This is a genomic window from Psychrobacter fozii (genome assembly GCF_003217155.1).
GTDB lineage: Bacteria > Pseudomonadota > Gammaproteobacteria > Pseudomonadales > Moraxellaceae > Psychrobacter > Psychrobacter fozii.
Genome location: NZ_QJSU01000001.1, coordinates 315,520 through 333,391 on the forward strand (window position 1 = coordinate 315,520; position 17,872 = coordinate 333,391).

Annotated in this window: 12 protein-coding genes; 4 read left to right on the forward strand and 8 right to left on the reverse strand. The window is 41.0% G+C overall.

The annotated features are described in order from the left end of the window. Positions 1-132: 132 nt before the first annotated feature. The 4 genes from pgsA to acs form a co-directional block, all read right to left on the reverse strand. Complete coding sequence (gene pgsA, locus DFP82_RS01285) at positions 133-813, reverse strand: CDP-diacylglycerol--glycerol-3-phosphate 3-phosphatidyltransferase (protein ID WP_110922213.1); 681 nt, start codon at positions 811-813, stop codon at positions 133-135. A gap of 691 nt (positions 814-1,504) precedes the next feature. After that, positions 1,505-1,750, reverse strand: coding sequence for a hypothetical protein (locus DFP82_RS01290; protein WP_227687345.1), 246 nt, complete (start codon positions 1,748-1,750; stop codon positions 1,505-1,507). Between the two features lie 270 nt (positions 1,751-2,020). Then, complete coding sequence (locus tag DFP82_RS01295; protein ID WP_110921917.1) at positions 2,021-3,202, reverse strand: NAD(P)/FAD-dependent oxidoreductase; 1,182 nt, start codon at positions 3,200-3,202, stop codon at positions 2,021-2,023. A gap of 212 nt (positions 3,203-3,414) precedes the next feature. Continuing rightward, positions 3,415-5,376, reverse strand: a complete 1,962-nt coding sequence (gene acs, locus DFP82_RS01300; protein WP_110921918.1) for an acetate--CoA ligase — start codon at positions 5,374-5,376, stop codon at positions 3,415-3,417. Positions 5,377-5,851: 475 nt separating this feature from the next. Here acs and DFP82_RS01305 point away from each other — a divergent pair, with 475 nt between their 5' ends. After that, the gene (locus DFP82_RS01305; protein WP_110921919.1) at positions 5,852-7,153 is read left to right on the forward strand and encodes a BaiN/RdsA family NAD(P)/FAD-dependent oxidoreductase; all 1,302 of its coding nucleotides are present in this window, start codon (positions 5,852-5,854) and stop codon (positions 7,151-7,153) included. Between the two features lie 375 nt (positions 7,154-7,528). Then, the gene (locus DFP82_RS01310) at positions 7,529-8,512 is read left to right on the forward strand and encodes a pirin family protein (protein WP_110921920.1); all 984 of its coding nucleotides are present in this window, start codon (positions 7,529-7,531) and stop codon (positions 8,510-8,512) included. A gap of 206 nt (positions 8,513-8,718) precedes the next feature. Here the strand turns inward: DFP82_RS01310 and nemA are convergent, their stop codons facing one another. After that, positions 8,719-9,822: an alkene reductase gene (nemA, locus tag DFP82_RS01315; protein ID WP_110921921.1), complete on the reverse strand. Its 1,104-nt coding sequence runs from the start codon at positions 9,820-9,822 to the stop codon at positions 8,719-8,721. Between the two features lie 445 nt (positions 9,823-10,267). Here nemA and DFP82_RS01320 point away from each other — a divergent pair, with 445 nt between their 5' ends. Continuing rightward, positions 10,268-11,680: a hypothetical protein gene (locus DFP82_RS01320; protein ID WP_110921922.1), complete on the forward strand. Its 1,413-nt coding sequence runs from the start codon at positions 10,268-10,270 to the stop codon at positions 11,678-11,680. Between the two features lie 87 nt (positions 11,681-11,767). Further along, complete coding sequence (locus DFP82_RS01325; RefSeq protein ID WP_110921923.1) at positions 11,768-12,919, forward strand: hypothetical protein; 1,152 nt, start codon at positions 11,768-11,770, stop codon at positions 12,917-12,919. A 32-nt stretch (positions 12,920-12,951) separates the two neighbouring features. Here DFP82_RS01325 and DFP82_RS01330 read toward each other — a convergent pair whose 3' ends face one another. From DFP82_RS01330 to DFP82_RS01340, 3 genes are all read right to left on the reverse strand, one after another. Continuing rightward, positions 12,952-13,848, reverse strand: coding sequence for a DMT family transporter (locus DFP82_RS01330; protein WP_110921924.1), 897 nt, complete (start codon positions 13,846-13,848; stop codon positions 12,952-12,954). A 181-nt stretch (positions 13,849-14,029) separates the two neighbouring features. Then, entirely contained in the window at positions 14,030-15,256 is a 1,227-nt protein-coding gene (trpB, locus tag DFP82_RS01335; protein ID WP_110921925.1) for a tryptophan synthase subunit beta, read from the reverse strand. A gap of 342 nt (positions 15,257-15,598) precedes the next feature. After that, entirely contained in the window at positions 15,599-17,524 is a 1,926-nt protein-coding gene (locus DFP82_RS01340; protein ID WP_110921926.1) for a DUF262 domain-containing protein, read from the reverse strand. Positions 17,525-17,872: the final 348 nt, after the last annotated feature.

Genomic DNA, 17,872 nt, shown 5'->3' on the forward strand with positions numbered 1-17,872 from the left:
AACAATACATACAATCAAAGAGTAAAATAAATCTACCGCCCAGTAGGGGAATACTAGACAATAAAAAACGCCAGTGGCTAATGCGACTGGCGTTTTATCTAAATTTTATGATACTACAATCAATAATATGGCTTAACCACTCTGCTTGAGATATGGCCAAGCGGCTCTTAGATAAATCATCATCGACCATAATGTCAGAACAACAGCTGCAACCATCAACACATAGCCAATGGTTTCAAGCGACTCCCAGTTTAGAAGAAGCACCGTAATTGCCACCATCTGAAACGTCGTTTTTAACTTGCCGACATAAGATACTGCCACGCTGGTACTCTTGCCTAGCTCTGCCATCCATTCACGCAGTGCGGATACCGCAATCTCACGCGAGATAATGACAATCGCTGCTATCGCCATTATGATATTAGGGTGCCACTGTACTAAGATGATAAGCGCTACCGCGACCATCAGCTTATCAGCGACGGGATCCAAAAATCGCCCAAAGGCTGACATCACATTGAGCTTACGCGCAAAGTAGCCATCTAGCCAATCGGTAATCGCAGCGATAATAAAAACGCCCGTCAATAATAAATGCCGTACCAAGCTATCGCTGAACTCACTCATGCCTACCCGCGCAATCACATTATCTGAGATGGCTGGCATGCCGATTCCCATAGAAGGTGGCCAATAAGCAATGGCGACAAATAGCGGAATCATTAATATTCGCGCAATAGTCAAGTTGTTGGGCAAGTTAAAAATACTCTTAGTATTTTGCGTACTTGATGGCTCCTGCGTATGCAAATGCGTATTCTCAGTCATGGCAAACCCAGTTTCATATAGACATAATAATGGCGGATAGCTTAGCATTTTTCGGGCAAGTCGTCATGCCATCTCTTTAGCTACTAAGTTACCAATTATATTAAAATCCATCCGTAATCATCATATAACTATGAAGTATTAACATTATTTATTAGTAATGCGCATAAAATCACAAAATCATTCATGTTTATTCGACATTATACTAACGTATATGTTCTATCAAATACCTCCTCTAAATGTCTTTTTAAACGTAATATCATGTAACCAAAACAGCCAAACCGTGGCTGTTTACGCTATGATAGCTATTCCAATAAAACACTTGTACACTTAAATAGGTAAGTAACTACATCTACCTATTGAATTAACCACTACCACTCTAATTTTAGAGACTGATAGTAGAGTTACTTATAATAACAACAACGCCCAATCACTGCCCTTGTAGTCATCATAGTTATTACTACACGCTCAGTTTCCTCAGCCCACAGTTCCTCCTTTGTGGGCTCTTTTTTGTCTACATTTATTCATCAATAAATATTTCACCATTTATGCTACTACAATGCCCTTTTATACCCACCTGAGCATTTTGGTTGTTAAAATCCTATGAAAGCATTTCCTGCTTTAAATTAAAAAACCCACTCAGCGGTGGGTTTTTGATACAGATTGTAAACCTGTTGAGCTAATACAATATAAATTATGACATTTCGAACTTCACATCACTCAAAGTCATTGGCAACACTTTGATTGGAACAGCACATAACCATGCTATACCTGCGGTACAGTAGAATTTCTCATCATCATAAGATACGATTCTCGCTGTAAAATCATTCTCGATTTGATCTCTCATAGCATCTTCATCGCTATTATCATCTACCGCACACCATATCTCCTGACAACCATTTTCGAGCATCACGCGAGTTAAATCACTTCCTATCAGCACTTTATCCACCTCTAGCTTCATACTATTTAATATATTACGAAAAGCAAATATATCGGTTTATTAGAGATTTTAATAGTGTTATTTGTAACTTAAAGTCGATATTTAATACACAAATATTGATTATTTATATGTAAATCAATCTCTCTCGACTTTACACATCATTGATTACTCTTCTACTTTTGTAGAATCGGTTTGAATTAGTTTGTTAACATTTCAGATACATTTCATCATTGATCAGACCCTACGGGATAATGAACGACTCATCTCCCATCAGACAACTTTATGAATATTATAGATAGCCTCGACTGTCTGTTGTGCCATTTGATAGCAGCTTTCGATATTGCCCTGGCCACACCAGTCACCACTGACAATCCACTGATGCCTCTCATCGAATAAAATGCCTGACGCATCTTTGTCGCTTTTGTTATTAACCACCGTTGCAGCATAACGCCAGCGATGACTGTCTATTTGGCTAGGTGCGCTTTCCTCATTCCAACTCAATGCTTGCTGTGCAGCTTGTAGCAATTGTGATTGGACGGTCTCAATATCATCATCGACATGCTGCTCTGACCAATGATTGTTGGCATGAATGGTAATACTAGGTAGCAGATCATCATGAGCAGGCTTTTGATGCTCGATAAATATCCTATCGAGAATAGAATCACTCAGATAAGCGACATCCCATTCTGGTTGAACATCTTTACTTAGCGCTTTCGGTAATGTGGCAATATCATTCCACCCCAACATCAGCGTATAACAAGCCTGCATCTGTGGCTCGGTGATTTTGTTTTTCTGACTAAACCCACTATCTGTCATTAAATCTACCACCTGACCATTAGGGGCCGTACAAACCACCCAGTCAAAGTGACCTAAGCTTGCGCCAGCATCGTCAAATAGCTCCGTTTTTTTATCAACCTTTTCTGCTATAGAGCTGTCATATTGAGCCAACGGTGCAACGCGGGTTTTAAATTTCATAGTGGTGTGCTGCAATTCATCAGCTAACTTTCGTCCCCAGCTGGTCATTTTGGGCGTACTGATATAGCGTGCTTGCGTGGTATTCCATTGCTCTTTGCTTTGGATATCAGATGACTCAATACTATCGTTTGCGGGCGTTAGGTTAACCACTTGTGCACACCATGGTTGCAGTAAACCTGTCTCTAGCCAAGGCGCAATGAACTGCCGAAAACTGGCTGTTTTAGCCGTAAAAAACTGTGCGCCAAATGCCCATTGCCAGTTTTTACCCGTTTGACTGTCGGTACGATAACGAGTGGCTAAACGTCCAACACTGCGAGACTTTTCAAAAATCGTAATATTAGGGACTGGTGTTTTATCATTACCTTGGCTAAAAGCACGCTCTAATAATGTGGCGGTAAATAGTCCTGTCAGACCACCGCCGATGATAGCGATTTTAGGTGAAGTAGTATCAGTACAGTTTAAAGGATGATGAGTCATAATGACAATAAGCCTTATAGAATATGTGGTCAGAAAATAGTATTTATAAAAATAACGGTTTGTTTTAGTCGATACAATTTTAAATAGTATTCAACTTTTAAATAGCATTGAACCTTTAAAACCTACTCATATCAATATCGTCTACGTAAAAAAGCCATGCTATTTCTATAACATGGCTTTTCTTTGATTGCCTAACGAGGATATAGCTGTGACTATTCTCCACGCTCAGCTTTGACTACCTCAACCAATTGATTAATCACAGAACTGTCTGCAAGGGTGGATAAGTCGCCCAAACCAACATACTGTCCTGCCGCTAGATTACGCAAGATACGGCGCATGATTTTACCTGAGCGCGTTTTTGGTAGTACATTGACGATATGAATCGTATCCAAATTGGCAATGGGGCCAATCTCAGAGCGCACGTGTCGATTCAGCTCAGCCTTCAGTGACGCTGTCTCTTTTTCGCCTGACTTTAGAATGATAAAGGCGCAAATACCCGTCCCTCGAATCTCATGTGGCATACCGACGATAGCAGCCTCAGCCGTGGCAGGATGTGCGACCACGGCACTTTCAATCTCGGCTGTACCCAGACGATGTCCTGCCACATTGAGCACATCATCGACACGCCCCGTAATCCAGTAATGTCCGTCCTCGTCGCGCTGTGCCCCATCACCAGTGAAATAATAGCCTGGATAATCGCTAAAATAAGTCTCTAAAAAGCGCTCATGGTCATTATAAATCGTCCGCATTTGTCCCGGCCAGCTACTATTAATTAGTAAGTTACCTTCGGCAGAGCCTTCTAATATAGTGTCATCTCTATCGACGATTTCGGGTTTTATACCGTATAGAGGATTCATCGCTGCACCGGGCTTAAGTGCAACTGCGCCTGGTATCGGAGCCATTAGAATACCGCCTGTCTCCGTCTGCCACCACGTATCGACGATTGGACACTTACTGTCACCGACGATATGGTAGTACCAATCCCATGCTTCGGGATTGATTGGCTCCCCTACGGTTCCGAGCAAGCGCAGGCTAGAACGATTAGACTCACGGACAAAGGCGGCTCCCTCCTTCATCATCGCTCGAATCGCAGTCGGCGCGGTATATAAGACCGTCACATTGTGCTTATCAATAATATGTCCGATGCGTGCCCATGTTGGATATTCTGGTACACCCTCGAACATCACTGTCGTCGTCCCATTGGCGAGCGGTGCATAAGTTGAGTAAGTATGACCTGTAATCCAGCCCACATCAGCTGTACACCAGTAGACATCGTCATCTTTAATATCGAAAACATCTCGAAACGTAGAGAGCGCATAAGTGATATAGCCGCCAGTCGTATGCAACACGCCTTTAGGCTTACCAGTCGAGCCAGATGTGTAGAGTAAAAACAGCGGGTCTTCGGCATTCATCACTTCAGGCTCGCAATACTGCGATTCACCGTCTACTAAACTATGATACCAAAGGTCGCGGCGACCACTCATCGGTACAGAGTTGCCAGTACGGTGGACGACGATGACGTTGGTCACGCTGTCAGTGCCATCGATATCGAGTGCACGATCGACATTCGCCTTGAGCGGTGTACGTTTATTACCACGTAAACCTTCATCAGCAGTGATAACCAGTTTCGAGCGACTGTCTATCAAACGGTTGCCCAAGCTCTCAGCAGAAAAACCACCGAACACCACTGAGTGCACGGCACCGATACGCGTACATGCCAGCATCGCTACCATCGCTTCCGGTATCATCGGCATGTATAAAGTGACGCGATCGCCTTTTTTGACCCCAAGCTTACGCATTGCGTTGCCCAAACGGCAGACCGATTCGTGCAGCTCTTTAAAGGAGATAATCTTATGTAAGGAAGGATGATCGCCTTCCCAAATAATCGCTGGTTTGTAAGGGTTGTTTTGTAGGTGTCGGTCTAGGCAATTGACAGAAATATTCAGCTCGCCATCTTCGAACCACTTGATTCGAAAATCCTTTAAATCATAATTAACGTCGCTGATTTTGGTAGGTTTTTTTATCCAATCAATCAGCTCGGCACGCTTCGCCCAAAAGGCATCATGAGACTCAGGGGATTCGATAGACTGCTGGTAGTCGGTGCGGTATTGTTCGGCTGTCGTATTGGCAGCAGCGATGAACTCGGCTGCAAGGGGAAATGATTTCTGAGTCATAATAGTCATCCTTTTTAATTATTATGACCTGTACCAATCGTCAATAACGACCGTCTGTACAGGTAATAAGAGCCATCTTCCATAATGCGTGACACGTAAGGTTAGTTTGACAAATAAGCCGGATGGTTGCAAGGCATCAACTGCCATTCATAACAATATCACTGTACAGCTGTATAATTGGTCACGCATGATAAAATTTATAGACAGGGCAATAAGCTATTTAATCCTTGTAACCTTAAATAAAATATGGACAATAGCTACTCTAAAGCGAACGCTAAGAGCGACTGACTCTTTTCAAGCACGACTTTATTAAATATAAGCAATCGGCTTTATTTTTACTATTTTATATCTATAGTCAATTCACCCTATTATCGATACAACAAACTGAGTGCCCACGATACGGTTGGATAGTGAGCGAGGTTGATACCTGTAGCGGTTTTATAGTGGACAGGCTCTATCATTTTATGAGACCACAATGAGCAATCAACGCAATACATCGCAATACGCCCACTACGATGTCATTATTATCGGTGCTGGCGCGTCAGGGTTATACTGTGCGCTCACTGCGGGTCGCCGTGGTCGCCGCGTACTGGTATTGGATCATGCCAATAAAGCAGGCAAAAAAATCCTCATGTCAGGCGGTGGCCGCTGCAACTTTACCAATTACTTCGTCGAGCCTGAGCATTTCCTTGGTGCCAATCAGCATTTCTGCAAATCAGCCCTCAGCCGTTATCCCAGTTGGGAGTTTATCGCTATGGTTGAAGCGCATAAAATTCCTTACCATGAGCGTGAGCACGGTCAGCTGTTTTGCGATGATTCTGCACAAGATATCTTGAGCATGCTCCTTGATGAGTGTGCAGCAGCAGGCGTGCAAGTAAAATTGAATGCTCAAATTGAAAGCGTTCAAACTGTCGAAAATGATAAAAGTGCTCGTTTTCAATTACTAACGACCAAGCAGCTGAGCAAAAAAGAAAAGCAAGAGAGAAAAGAAGCAGCAAATCAAACCAAGCTGGCACAAACAGGCTACTGCTGCGAGTCGTTAGTGGTCGCCACGGGCGGATTATCCATCCCAACGATGGGTGCTAGCGGCTTGGGTTACGAGCTGGCTCAGCAGTTTGGGCATACACTCATACCGACTGATGCCAGTCTCGTACCTTTTACGTTCACTGATAAAACAGGTGAACTGATTCGAGCATTGTCAGGCATTAGCTTGCCAGTCATTGCCAGTAATGAGCGTATTTCCTTTAAATTACCGCTGCTGTTCACCCATCGTGGACTGTCCGGTCCTTCTATGCTGCAGCTATCCAACTATTGGCATACGGGTGAAACCATCAGCATTAATCTGCTACCTGAGACAGATACGACAGCGCTCTTATTGACTCATAAAAAATCACACTCCAAGCAGCTGATTCGTACGGTGCTCGCTGACTATACTGACAATGCCTTACCCAAAAAGCTCCTGACTGCGCTGCAGACTCACCTGTGGGAAGATATAAAAGATACCGAGCTTGCTAATATTAAAGACGAGCGTTTGGCAGAGCTTGGTGCGAGTCTAAATGGTTGGCAACTTAAACCGTCTGGTACCGAGGGCTATCGTACCGCTGAAGTCACGCGCGGCGGTGTCAAAACTGACGAAGTATCCTCAAAAACCATGCAGAGTAATTTGCAAGAGGGTCTGTACTTTATCGGTGAGGTGCTTGATGTCACAGGCTGGCTGGGTGGTTATAATTTCCAGTGGGCGTGGGCAAGCGGTTTTGTCAGTGGCGAGATTGTCTAACAACCAATCTTTTTAGCCATTAATCTATTTAAAAGTCAGTCGTGCCCAATGATTTTGATCAGGTATTAGGGCGTGTTTTTAGAGCACGCTGAACACGCTATAACTATCTACGTTTAATTTTTTATACTACTTAAGTTGATTTTTTAGCTCAATAAAGGTTTGATAACTGCTAGAATAAGAAGTACGACAAAAGTGAAGCAACTTAGTGTTCACGCTTGAAAAGCAACAATAAAAATTAGAATAATATAGTTGGTTCAATATAATTTGAATACAAGGAAGCCGAGCGAAAGTGCTACAAGTAGTAGACTCAGCGAGACTGACACCGCATCCAATTTATAGAGGATTGACTATACATCTCATCTTATGGGGGGATACATGCGTCCGATTGAGAACGTTCATAGTAAAAAGGCACCGCATTGGGTCGGTGATGGCTTTTATGTAAAAACCTTCATTAACCATCTCGAAGAAAACCCCGACTTTAACTATGAGCATACTGATCCATTTCTGTTATTCGATTATGGCGAACCGACCACCTTTGAGCCAAACCCCAATTACCAAACGGAACCGCATGGCATCGGTAAGCATCCACACAAAGGTTTTGAGACGGTCACCATCGCTTATTCGGGCGAAATCAGCCATGCAGACTCGACTGGTGGATGCGGTGATATTCTAGAAGGTGATGTGCAATGGATGACGGCAGGACGCGGCATCATGCATGAGGAGTTCCATTCAGCAGCGTTTGGGCAGCGTGGTGGCGTCTTTAGTATGGTGCAAATGTGGGTCAATCTACCGAGCGCAGACAAACTAACCCATCCAAAATACCAAAGCATCAAACGGGCGGAGATACCTCTCGTTGACTTGATAGATAACAGCGACGACAGTGACGGTAGCAATCAAGCCACTATTGGCAAAGCCGCTATCATCGCTGGCGAATGGCAAGGAGTAACAGGTTCAGCCAGTACCTTTACGCCCATTAATGTCTGGAATATCGAGCTGTATGCCTCTGGTTCAACGACACTGCAAATACCCAACACGCACAATACCTTACTGCTAGTACAAGAAGGCGAACTACTGGTCAATGATACGCCTGTGAGTGCAGGCAATCTGATTCAGTTTGAGGCACCCACGCAACATCGTGCTGATATTCAAGATGAGCACGCACCTGATACTGACATCATTGAGCTACACTGCTCTATTACCACCACTGAAGAACCGACACTAAATCCTATCAAACTTTTGTTATTCAGCGGTGAGCCTATTGGTGAGCCAGTGGCAGGTTATGGACCTTTTGTCATGAACACGCAAGAAGAGCTGCGCCAAACGTTTCGAGATTATCAGACGGGTAATTTTATTAAGTAACTCAAGTAGTTGAAATATACATATCGCAATGCACAAAAAAAGCCACCAAACGATAATCGTCTGGTGGCTTTCGATTGTCAGTTATATAGAACTATCTATAGTCAAAGAACTCTAAAGTGGATACAAGGCAGCCGACTGCAGATTGTACAAGTAGTACATCTAAGGAGGGTAACGCCGTAGCCGTTTAGTATTTCACCGACTATATATTACGCTTGGTTTAAAAACGGATAGTCGGTGTAACCTTCAGCACCGCCACCATAAAAGCTATCAGGATGCTGCTCATTTAGCGCAGCACCTTCACGAATACGCTCGGCCAAATCAGGGTTGGCAATATAATCGCGACCAAAAGCGACGGCATCGATATAACCTGCTTTCACATTTTTCTCTGCTTTTTCGGCAGTATAACCACCAGCAGCGATAATCAAGTTATCAAAAGCAGCACGGACACGTTGACGGAATCCATCACTATAAGGAGTACCACCAGCCCAATCAGGCTCTGACAGATGTAGATACATCAAGCCACGCTTGTTAATCTGCTCAATCATCCAGATATTCTCATCTTCATTATAGCCAGCTTCTACATTGTTAAATGTTCCAAGCGGTGAGATACGGATACTAACGTGATCAGCATCCCAAGCAGCCACACAGGCGTCGATAACATCTAATGTTAGACGTGCACGGTTCTCACGGCTACCACCGTATTCATCTTCACGTTGGTTGGTTTGCTCAACCCAGAACTGATGCAATAGATAACCATGAGCACCATGAATCTCAACCCCATCAAAGCCCGCTTCTTTAGCATTTTTGGTCGCTTGTGCAAAGTCAGCGATGACTTGCTTGATTTCATCAAGTGTGGCTGGGCGTGGTGTCGTTGCTTCAACGCGGATAGCTTGGTTATTGCTATCACGCAACGAGGTGCGTATACCGACATGGACATCAGAGGCAGAGATTGGTGCTTTGCCATCCGGCTGTACGCTCTCATGCGAGACCAGACCGGTATGCCATAGCTGTACCACAATCTTGCCACCTTTGGCATGGACATTATCAACGATGGCTTTCCATGCGGTGATTTGCTCTTGGGTATGAACGCCAGGTGCACCTGCATAGCCTTTCGCTTGAAAAGAAACCTGCGTTGCTTCAGTGATCACAAGCCCTGAGCTAGCACGCTGTGAATAATACTCGCTAGCAAGTACAGTCGGTACATCACCAGGCTCTACTGAACGCAGGCGTGTTAACGGTGCCATAATGATGCGGTTTTTTAGCGTTTGCGTGCCCATTTTTACAGATTCAAATAAATTATCGTGTGCCATGTTATGCCTTATTATGTTTGTCGTTATAAGTTGGTGTACTTTATTATGAGGTTCATTACTATTAATTAAAGTGCTCGACTATTCATTAGAGTTCTCAACTATTCATTAAAGCCCTCACAAATAACTGGCTTAGAACTGTGAAAAATTGCGAGCCATTGAATCAATAGTACTGGGTCAATAGAATATATCGTTGCCAATTTGCTAAGCAAAGACGCATATTGAACGACCGTTATCTTTATAGGGAGTGTCCATTATTATTCAAGTAAACTTTACAAACAGAAACACTGCTTTATATTTATTTAATAAAGAATGATACCTACTATCTCGACAGCCTATTAAAGGGTAAGATCACCATAAGCAAACAATAGTTTTATTATTCGTCTATTAGAACTTATTTTAAACTATGCATATTCATAGTCTATAGCATGTTAAGAGGATACAGTCTGTGCAAAAAAATCAAGTGTCATTCATCATAGGTTCAAGCCTGCTGCTCGTTATCACTGTTACTGTCACTGCATGCCAGCCAACCTCGAATACCCCGTTACCCCAAGCACAAGCTGTTGAAGAATCAAGAATACCAATGGCTTTAGAAAATCCTGAGCCTAGTAAAAAGAGCTTAGGTGTAGATGCGAAAACCTGTGTACAGCTCAATCAGGCAATGCAAACAGTGGATGGTACTAGCAAGATTGAAGATATTTACGCCATTCAAAAGCAACTCGATGCTTGCTTACCGACGGCCAGTAATGCTGAAGTAATGGAATTATTGAGCAGTTATGAGTCAATGTATAAACGGTTTTTAGTAGATGATATTGATACAGACGCTGAAAATCTTGAAAGCGCCTATGAAAATTTTAACAGCGTTGTTTATGACTTATATTATGAAGAAAACGCAACATCAGAGCAGTTAAGGACATTGAGCCCACGTGCACAATACTTAATTGGGCTAATACAAAGTGGTGCCGATGTGAGATTTCGTGACTTAGGGGAAGGTTGGTTTTCGTTTGATCATGATATGCTAGCGATGGTAAACATATTTGCGCCTTATCTACGGAATGACCAAGCAGCATTTATCCAACGTATGGCAAAGGACAATCAAGAGAGTTTTTGGATGGATGCATCAGTGACTACCACCTTTCAGGAATTGGTCGAACGTGCTACATTTTGGGAAGATTATATACAGCAATACCCAAATGGCTATGCTGTGAAAGATGCCAAGATTTTATTGAACTTATATCGCTATGTGCTTTTCTATGGCGCAGACAATACACAATGGACAGATGACGCTATCCATCGGTTTATGGAACCTAATTATAAAAAAATAATGCTTGATTTAGCCAGACGTCCCAACAGTATGTTAGCCAAAAATGCTCAGCTCTTTCTTGGATTCTTGGCGTTACCCGATAGCGAACGACAGACTAAATATCCTGTACCTAGCACAGATGAAGATGGTTATGAAATACATGATTGGTCCAAAGTGCGTTATCAATTACACCAAGTATTACAAATACCCTCTCCTTGGGATGTGCGGCATGATAGAGATTGCCTAAATGGTATTTCTTGCACTGACCAGATAGACCTTGATAGCCTAGACGTCTCATCAGATTTCGCTTATGCCTGCCCTTCTGCTATGCAGGGAGCGATGCAGCTTGAAGGCGACTTGCAAGTTTGGGAACTCGACACTGAATCTATCGAGCAAGCGTCAAGCTGCAAACCTTCAAATCTAAAAGCGTATTCGCAGTTTGAATGTAACCTCAGCATTGATTGGCACCAGAACCCAAATATTGATATTTATAGCGACAGAGAGGTATACAAAAACGTTTATGAGAGTTTAGAAGACTGTGAGCTTGCCCTAAAATAAAATACAAGCTGGCTGTTTTATTAGGGTCTGTTAGACTGTTGGGGCTGTCCTACTCACTCTTTCCTGCTACGGTTATAGAAATAAAAAATGAAGTTGTTATCACTTATCCAAAACAAAAGACTACCACTCATCATAGGTTCAAGCTTAGCGTTTGTTCTTACCGCTTGCCAACCTTCTTCTGATAAAGCGACCGCATCAGAAGCACAATCAACGACCCCTCAAAGCACAAAGCCTCTCGCAGAAGCAAAGACGCCGAAAGAACTCACTAAAGCCTTGGTAAAATTATCGGAAGATACATTAAAAGAGCAGCTCATTTGTAGCAAGCTTAATGACACGATAAATGCTATCAATAATAAAAATGAAATCGAAGACATTCATGCGGTTCAGCACCAGTTAACCGCTTGCTTACCAGTGGCCAATAACGCTGAAATATTGCAATGGCTAGCAGAGTATCAGGAGATGTATACCCGTTTTCTGAATGTTGATAGCGTTATAGACGACAGCGCATTTTATGACTTGATGAGTAGTGTTGAACAAGGTAAAAAGGTTTCGGTGACACAATTAAAAGCAGTGAACCCTCATGTTCGATATTTGGTTAGTTTAATCATGAGTAGATCTGACGTCAGTGTGCGATATTTGGGTGAAGGGAATTATGAGTTTCATCACGACTTAACGGCCATGGCAGATATCTTCACTCCCTATCTACCAGAGGATCAAGCGGCCTTCGTCCAGCGAATGGCTCAGGACAACCAAGGAATATTTTGGTTTGATGCAGCGATAGCTTTTTCGTTTGAGGAGTTGGTAGAGCGTACCGTCTTCTGGGAAGATTTCATGCACCATTATCCACAGAGTATCTTTTATAACGATGCTAACGTGTTATTCAATATGTATCGTTATCTACTGTTTTTTGGGTCAGAGAATACCCAATGGACAGATGAGGAAATGCGCGAATTCTATGACTCAGACAATGAACAACTGATGGTGCAGCTGACTCAACGCTCTAATAGTAAACTGGCTAAAAATGTGCAAAACTTTTTAATATTTATGGATCAGTCGGATACCGAACGTCTTAAGCGATACCCTATACCTGACAAAGATGAAAACGGTCGTGAAATAGACGAGCGAAATATCACACCCTATCAATTGCATAAAGCATTAGACCTATCATCGCCATGGACCGTCACTCAAAATAGAAATTGTTTGAATGGCATTATTTGTGTAGATGATAATGCTCAATGAAGCCAAAACACATACATTATTTCATGAGTAACTTACGACTTTATCATCCTAGTAACAGACAACTCTAAAGACAAATACGTCCCAAACAATATCACCACCGAACCGATAATGGCAGGTGTATCCAACGCCTCACCCAGTAATAAATAGCCCAAAATAATCGCAAAAATTGGAATCACTAGCGTAATACTCGTCGCTCTCATAGGGCCGATACTTTTGATTAATTGATTCATAAAAATCAGCGCAATGGCGGTAGAAAACACACCAATACAGATAACAGAAACCCAAGCCTGGGCACTGATACTCTTGCCATAAGGGAACTCATATATTGCAACCGGCAGCATAATCACACTGGCAATAATGAGTGACCCTGCGGTAATCGCCACTGGAGAGACATCATTCAAGTAATTCCTAGTAATGTTCGCCCCTAGCGCATAACCAACACAGGCCAATAACCCATAACCCATCGGTAACAGACTCGAACCCGACGTCGCATTCTGCCCACCAAACAAACTCTCACTCATCAAAATTACCACACCGATAACACCAATAATGAGGCCCAAAATTTGCTTTTTTGACAGCCTATCTTTAAAGAACGTACTGGCGATAAATCCACTCAGCATCGGTACAGAAGCATTGAGCACTGCCAAGACACCCGCATTTACCGAACGTGCAGAAAAAGAAAACAGCATAAATGGCACGGCAGCGGAGAATAATCCAACAAGCGCTAACACTTTCCAATTTTCGCGGATGCCTTCTCTGTTTTTCTTGCTAATTAATACAAAGATCAGCATGACCAACCCAGCAAATATGACCCGTAAACTGGCAAAGGTCAAAGAGCCAAACTCTGGCACACCCACGCGATAAAATATAAAAGACAGCGACCACATAAAGGACAGTGTGATGAAAATAATGAGGTCGCGGTTAGTCATGGAACAATCCTATCAAACATGGGACGGCTGTTCTCTATTTATAAGAAATGGTCATTTATGATAAATGTACCGTTATAAAAGGTCTCAGTCGTAAAAAGTTATATCGTAAAAAAATACCACGATGATAACTTTTTAATCGCTTAAAAGGGATTATTTTTCTATACTCATCACTCACTTTTGTTTATAAATTTACTTTATCTAAAATGAAATCAATATCTTTATCACCGCGCCCTGATAAATTAACCAAAATGGTCTCATCCGCTGACATAGTCTTAGCAATTTTCATCGCATAGGCAGTGGCATGTGCAGACTCCAAAGCTGGAATAATACCTTCAAGCCGAGACAATGCCATAAACGCCTCTAGACACTCTGCATCTGTGGCTGACTCATAAGTTGCCAATTTTAAATCTCGTAAATGTGAATGCTGCGGGCCAACGCCAGGATAGTCCAAACCAGACGCAATCGAATGCACGGGGGCTGGCTCACCTTTCTCATCAAGCAGTACATAGCATTTAAAACCATGAATCTCACCTTTGACCCCTAACGACATGGTCGCTGCATGATTGGGCGTATCTAAACCCTCTCCTGCTGGTTCTACGCCTATTTTTTCCACACCTGCATCATCAAAAAATCCGCTGAACATACCGATAGCATTGGAACCACCACCAATACAAGCAACCACTTTATTGGGCAACTGACCTGTCGTTGCTATGAATTGCGCACGTGCCTCATGCCCGACAACAGACTGAAAATAGCTCACCATTTCTGGATAGGGTGCAGGCCCTAATGCTGAGCCAATGGCAAACATACTGGTATCAAGCTCATTCAGATACGTCTCAAAAGCGCTATCCACTGCTTCCTTTAATGTCCCTGCCCCGCGTGATACAGGAACGATATTGGCTCCTAAAATTCTCATGCGGCTGACATTGGGATGCTCCTTTTCAATATCGACGACACCCATATGAATCTCGCACTCCAAACCCATCAGCGCAGCCGCTGTTGCTAGTGCCACACCGTGTTGCCCCGCACCAGTTTCAGCAATGACTTTGGTTTTGCCTAATTTCTTGGCTAATAATACCTCACCCAAGCAGTGATTAATTTTATGCGCGCCCGTATGGTTTAGGTCTTCACGCTTAAAGTAAATTTGCGCGCCGCCGCAATGTTCGCTTAAACGCTGCGCATGATATATAGGACTTGGACGACCCACATACGTCTCACGCAGGCGCTTCATCTCAGCGATAAAACCATCATCTTTAATAATCTTACGAAAGCCTGTTTCGATTTCCGCCATGGCTTTAGCCAGCTCAGGATGGCCAATTTTGCCACCGAACTCCCCATATAAGCCATCATCGTTGGGCAGGATTGATTGATGTAATCCGTAACCAGCTGCTGTAATTTCTGTTGTCATTTTTAGACCTTGTTATGTTTAGTCACTTATTGATGAGTTCTTAATTATAGAATTGTTGTATTTACGTTCTAGTACATTGAAACAAATTCTAAGACAACTTCTTAACAAGGTCAAGTAGTGCTATGAAATTAATTGAGCACAGGCTGACCACTTGTGCCGTTTATAAGATATTTAGCATTGGTCTTGAGGAATACAGTATATCGACTATACGAAAAGGATATTTTGTGCGGTTCCTTGTAGCTTATAAATATTAGTTAGATAGAGAATAACTTTGATAAGAGTTTCTTATCTTATTTTACTTGAGATAAAAAACTCTTAATAAACCCATTAATATATATCCACCTATTCATGCAAAAACTCTAAATGAAGTAATTTCCTTTTGAAGTTATCATCACCTAATTCTATAGACCATCGTTCCTCCATAAACCTTAACATATTCATACCTCTATCCAATATTTCGTTAGAAGTCCACTCGCTATATTTAGATACATTTATTTCCGAAAATGATCCATTTGAATATTCTACTGAGTTATTAAAACTGCTATTTCTTTTGCTTTTCTCATCAAAACCTATATTTTGCAAAGAAGAGTTTTTTTGACGCGATAAAGCTAATAGATTACCTAAAGAATGAGTTAGACAGTTTCTCTGATGAAAGTTGAAAAAACTAAACCGTTCTTGCCAGTAAGGTTCAGTATCAGTCTGAGGGTAAATATGTTCTACACTTATGTAATCTGCCTTACGCGTATTAAGATCATCCCAAGATAATTTCTTATCATTAGTTTTACTTTTATCTTTGAGATATTGTTCATATTCATATAAAAAATATCTGATATCGTCCCAGCGATAGAATCCTTCTTTATGGTGAAGGTCGTATTTATCTTGAATATAAGATAGAAATTTTTCTTTACTAAAGTAATCATTAGACCAATTTCTGACATTACTAATAACCGAGTCAATGCTTTTATTTTCTGAAAGAAGCTCACTGGCATTTCTGTAAAACTCTGTATCACCCGTATTAGCACGACGTCTACTCAGAGAAAATGCACAAAAATTGTAGCGCTCTATTTCAGTAAGAAGGTTAGCAATCTTATTAGCTTCTTGATTAGATGTATAAGCTGATAGTATTAAAGGCTTAAAAGCTTTAAATCCTATATTATTGAGTCTTTCTAGAATTTTAGATTGCTCGCTCGTTACCTTAACAGTTTTTGATGGCATTGTTGGATTATGAATATAGAACCAATACTTTATTGACTCTTGAAGGTTATAGATATATTCAACTATCTCTTCTCTTTTCAAAGGATTTTCTTTATCTTTCAAAATTCTTCTTGAAGTAAATGCATCATCTAATAAAAAATCTATATATGCATTCTTTTTGTTACGTGAGTAATTGTAATACATTATCCAATGGTTACGTAAAAACTGATCTTCATTTAAAGGACGATCTTGATTTTTTCCTAAATACTCATAAATAGTCTTCCATACATTATTTATATCTTCACGCAAACTACCATTATCATTCTGATTAGAGAATAAAGTTGTTAGGTAGATAAGTCTATTTTTAAGTTTTTCTAAAGTAGTTAATGGCTTCCCTCTATTATTCATTGTTTCGAATGCAACATTAATATCTATATCATCTTCAATTTCATAAATGCTGTACTTCATTTTCTGAGTTAACTTAGTGAAAATATTCTCAATATCACTATGATCTAGCTTAGCCAGCTCACCTAAAAAAAACTTTTTAGCTCTATATAAATTTTTAGTATAAAGAGTTAATTCATGATTGTTAGAAGTGGAATATCTATTAAATATTTTAGTTCTTAAATACTCATCACTTGGGTTATCTTTTTCATATCCAAATATATAACTTTGAAATAGCTCATTTTCAGTTTTGTGTTGAGTAATAATAAATTTTTCTTCGATATTTGAAATTGAAGAAAAATTTAAGCTAGACTCTTTAGGTACTGATTGTAGAATCGTCTGTATCAATATTAACGCTGTAGTCAATCTTTGTTGGCCATCTACGACATAGTAAGGTTTAAAACCTCTATTCTTAACTAACCAAATATCTTCTACCCACTTTTCACATTCTTTTTTCTCTAGAGGTTCTAGAGTAATAACTCCTGTATAGTGCATACGCTCTTTATGAAGCTGTAGGATATCTTCCCAAAAATCTTTTATTTGATGCTCACTCCAAGCATACCCTCTTTGATAATCAGGTATACGAAATATTTTATTCTGAAATAAGCTATCTAGCGTTTGAGTTTGCATTTTATTCCTTTTTATTAATTGAAAATACATCAAAATAGTTTAATAGCTCTAAATATTTTCGCTTGAACTCAAGTAATACTATTGATGAAGGTTTAAATCATTCTCTACATTGATATAAATCTGTAAGTTACACTAATGCAAAATTTATACCAAATTAAACTTCTGTTACAAGTTCAATTGAAAATATAAATACGTAACCTAAGGAGCTACTTCAGCCTGATATGAGAGCAATGAATAAACGGGGTTACAAATTCACCTTCATAAGTATTAGGTCTCGCATATGACCACGTTTCAAGAAGCATTCAAACTACTTACTTGAACTAGAATAAAAATATATCGTCCCTTCTC

Coding starts and splice junctions, on each gene's coding strand:
- DFP82_RS01295 (WP_110921917.1), bottom strand. CDS start 3,202: ATGACTCATCATCCTTTAAACTGTACTGATACTACTTCACCTAAAATC.
- acs (WP_110921918.1), bottom strand. CDS start 5,376: ATGACTCAGAAATCATTTCCCCTTGCAGCCGAGTTCATCGCTGCTGCC.
- pgsA (WP_110922213.1), bottom strand. CDS start 813: ATGACTGAGAATACGCATTTGCATACGCAGGAGCCATCAAGTACGCAA.
- DFP82_RS01325 (WP_110921923.1), top strand. CDS start 11,768: ATGAAGTTGTTATCACTTATCCAAAACAAAAGACTACCACTCATCATA.
- DFP82_RS01310 (WP_110921920.1), top strand. CDS start 7,529: ATGCGTCCGATTGAGAACGTTCATAGTAAAAAGGCACCGCATTGGGTC.
- nemA (WP_110921921.1), bottom strand. CDS start 9,822: ATGGCACACGATAATTTATTTGAATCTGTAAAAATGGGCACGCAAACG.
- DFP82_RS01305 (WP_110921919.1), top strand. CDS start 5,852: ATGAGCAATCAACGCAATACATCGCAATACGCCCACTACGATGTCATT.
- DFP82_RS01340 (WP_110921926.1), bottom strand. CDS start 17,524: ATGCAAACTCAAACGCTAGATAGCTTATTTCAGAATAAAATATTTCGT.
- trpB (WP_110921925.1), bottom strand. CDS start 15,256: ATGACAACAGAAATTACAGCAGCTGGTTACGGATTACATCAATCAATC.
- DFP82_RS01330 (WP_110921924.1), bottom strand. CDS start 13,848: ATGACTAACCGCGACCTCATTATTTTCATCACACTGTCCTTTATGTGG.